The 1,728-nt window shown below is 34.7% G+C and carries 3 protein-coding genes; all 3 read left to right on the forward strand.

Features of this window, described 5'->3' with window-relative positions; genetic code table 11:
* Positions 1-387, forward strand: a 387-nt coding sequence (locus FJG96_RS00050; RefSeq protein ID WP_139412232.1) for a type IV secretion system protein, incomplete at its 5' end; no start/stop codon positions are given.
* A gap of 243 nt (positions 388-630) precedes the next feature.
* On the forward strand, positions 631-774 hold the full coding sequence (locus FJG96_RS00055; RefSeq protein ID WP_120121385.1) for a TrwH protein: 144 nt from the start codon (positions 631-633) through the stop codon (positions 772-774).
* Positions 771-1,535: a TrbJ/VirB5 family protein gene (locus FJG96_RS00060; RefSeq protein ID WP_139412233.1), complete on the forward strand. Its 765-nt coding sequence runs from the start codon at positions 771-773 to the stop codon at positions 1,533-1,535. Before FJG96_RS00055 ends, FJG96_RS00060 begins: the two co-directional genes overlap by 4 nt.
* Positions 1,536-1,728 lie beyond the last annotated feature (193 nt).

The following is a 1,728-nucleotide window of genomic DNA, read 5'->3' on the forward strand; positions in this document are numbered from 1 at the left end:
GCAACAAGCCTTGTCGTCGCAATCGGCGGTGGGCTTGTTATCCTGACAAAAATCGCTATTGCACTTCTCGTAGGCTGGGGACCTATCTTCATCATTGCTTTGCTCTGGCAACCAACTTATCGCTTTTTTGAGCAGTGGTTAATCCAAGTCGTAAATTACATAATCCTCTTTCTACTCTTAGCCACTGTCTTTAATGTGATGATGAATATCCTTGCAAACTATTTGGGTGATATGAAACTTGATTACGACCAGAATATAAGCTTCATGTTTGGGGGAGCGCTTATCCTCTCCATTATATCCATCATGCTCTTACTCAAACTATCAAGCATTGCCAATTCTCTCGCAAAAGGCATAACATTTGGACATCTATGGAGACATAAACACTAGAGGATATAAAAAACAGTGATTCTCATAACAGACACCCTGAATATCCATAGGACAAAATAACCAAGATATCTAAATCCTACAGTAAAAAATATTTGCACTGAAATTGAGCTATTTTCATCAATTAAAAAATGAAATTAAGAAAAGTAAAATAATTATACACTATGCACTTTACTTTACATTCAAAATGGAAATAATGATAATAAATGTTAGGATGCATCTAACAGTAAAAAGAGTAATATTAAAATGAAAAATATCATTCTTATGATTTTGATTGCAAACATTTTATCGGCTTGTGCTTTAGCACCAAAGCTCAAACAACCCAATGATAGGAACCGTGTGCCTATTAATAAAACAATCCCTGCTGAAATTAAGCGAGGAGACAGATGAAAAAGCGATTTATTATAACAGGAGTGATTACCCTTTTGGCAGTGCTGAATCTAGTTCCAGCAAATGCAGAGATAAAAGGCTCACCCACACTCACACCGTCTCCACCGACACCATCTGCTCCACCAACTCCACCAGCAGAATATCTGGAAGTTATTAAACTCTTAAAAAAACAACTTGAACTGAGTGAAAAGAAATTCAACCAAACATTAAAGATACACGATTCTATAACGGGTAATGGAGTTAAACATGTATTGCCACACAATCTCAAACATTTTCTTCAAAATCCGAAGTTAATGTACCCAGAAGTACGAAATATATACAACTCCCATACCCTTATGATTCATTCAAATCCTTCGGAGCTTTTATATAACAAATATATTGTCCCCACTTTTCACCAAGAGGGATATGGCAATCTTAAAGCACTAAAGGAGATGCATAAAGAAATTAGTACACGTCTCAGATATAGAGGGGTTATCGCTAGAGCTGTAAGTTTACAAGCTCTTCAGAACACAGAGAAGCGTTTTGAAAGAATTGCTAATTTGCTAGATACTACAGGCAAAACGCAGGATTTGAAAGAAGCTACTAAATTACAAGCAGAGCTAAAATATATGTTAGCCATGATTCGAAATGAATCTATCAAAGTACAAATGATCAGAAATTTCTTCAATAATGAAGCGGATCTTATCAACAGACAAAAAACTAGGATATATATACCAGCTTCCACAAGGCAAGGAAGTATACCTACCATAAAATTTCAATAAAGCTTTTTATAATAACATTTTGTATATTATTTTTGTGTGTTCGTAAAAAGAAAAAGTTAATGCATAATACTCAGTTCTCTTTCATAGACTGAGAAGATTTGATCACATTCGATCCATCCTAAAAAAATTCAACGAAGAATGCCTAAAAAGACCATATAAAACATGAAAATTCGTTAAAGAGGAATGCCATGAA

Origin of the sequence: Bartonella mastomydis, from assembly GCF_900185775.1 — a bacterium.
Lineage (GTDB): Bacteria > Pseudomonadota > Alphaproteobacteria > Rhizobiales > Rhizobiaceae > Bartonella > Bartonella elizabethae.

Bases quoted from the DNA above. Each gene is read 5' to 3' on its own strand.
- FJG96_RS00055 (WP_120121385.1), top strand. From the start codon at position 631: ATGAAAAATATCATTCTTATGATTTTGATTGCAAACATTTTATCGGCT.
- FJG96_RS00060 (WP_139412233.1), top strand. From the start codon at position 771: ATGAAAAAGCGATTTATTATAACAGGAGTGATTACCCTTTTGGCAGTG.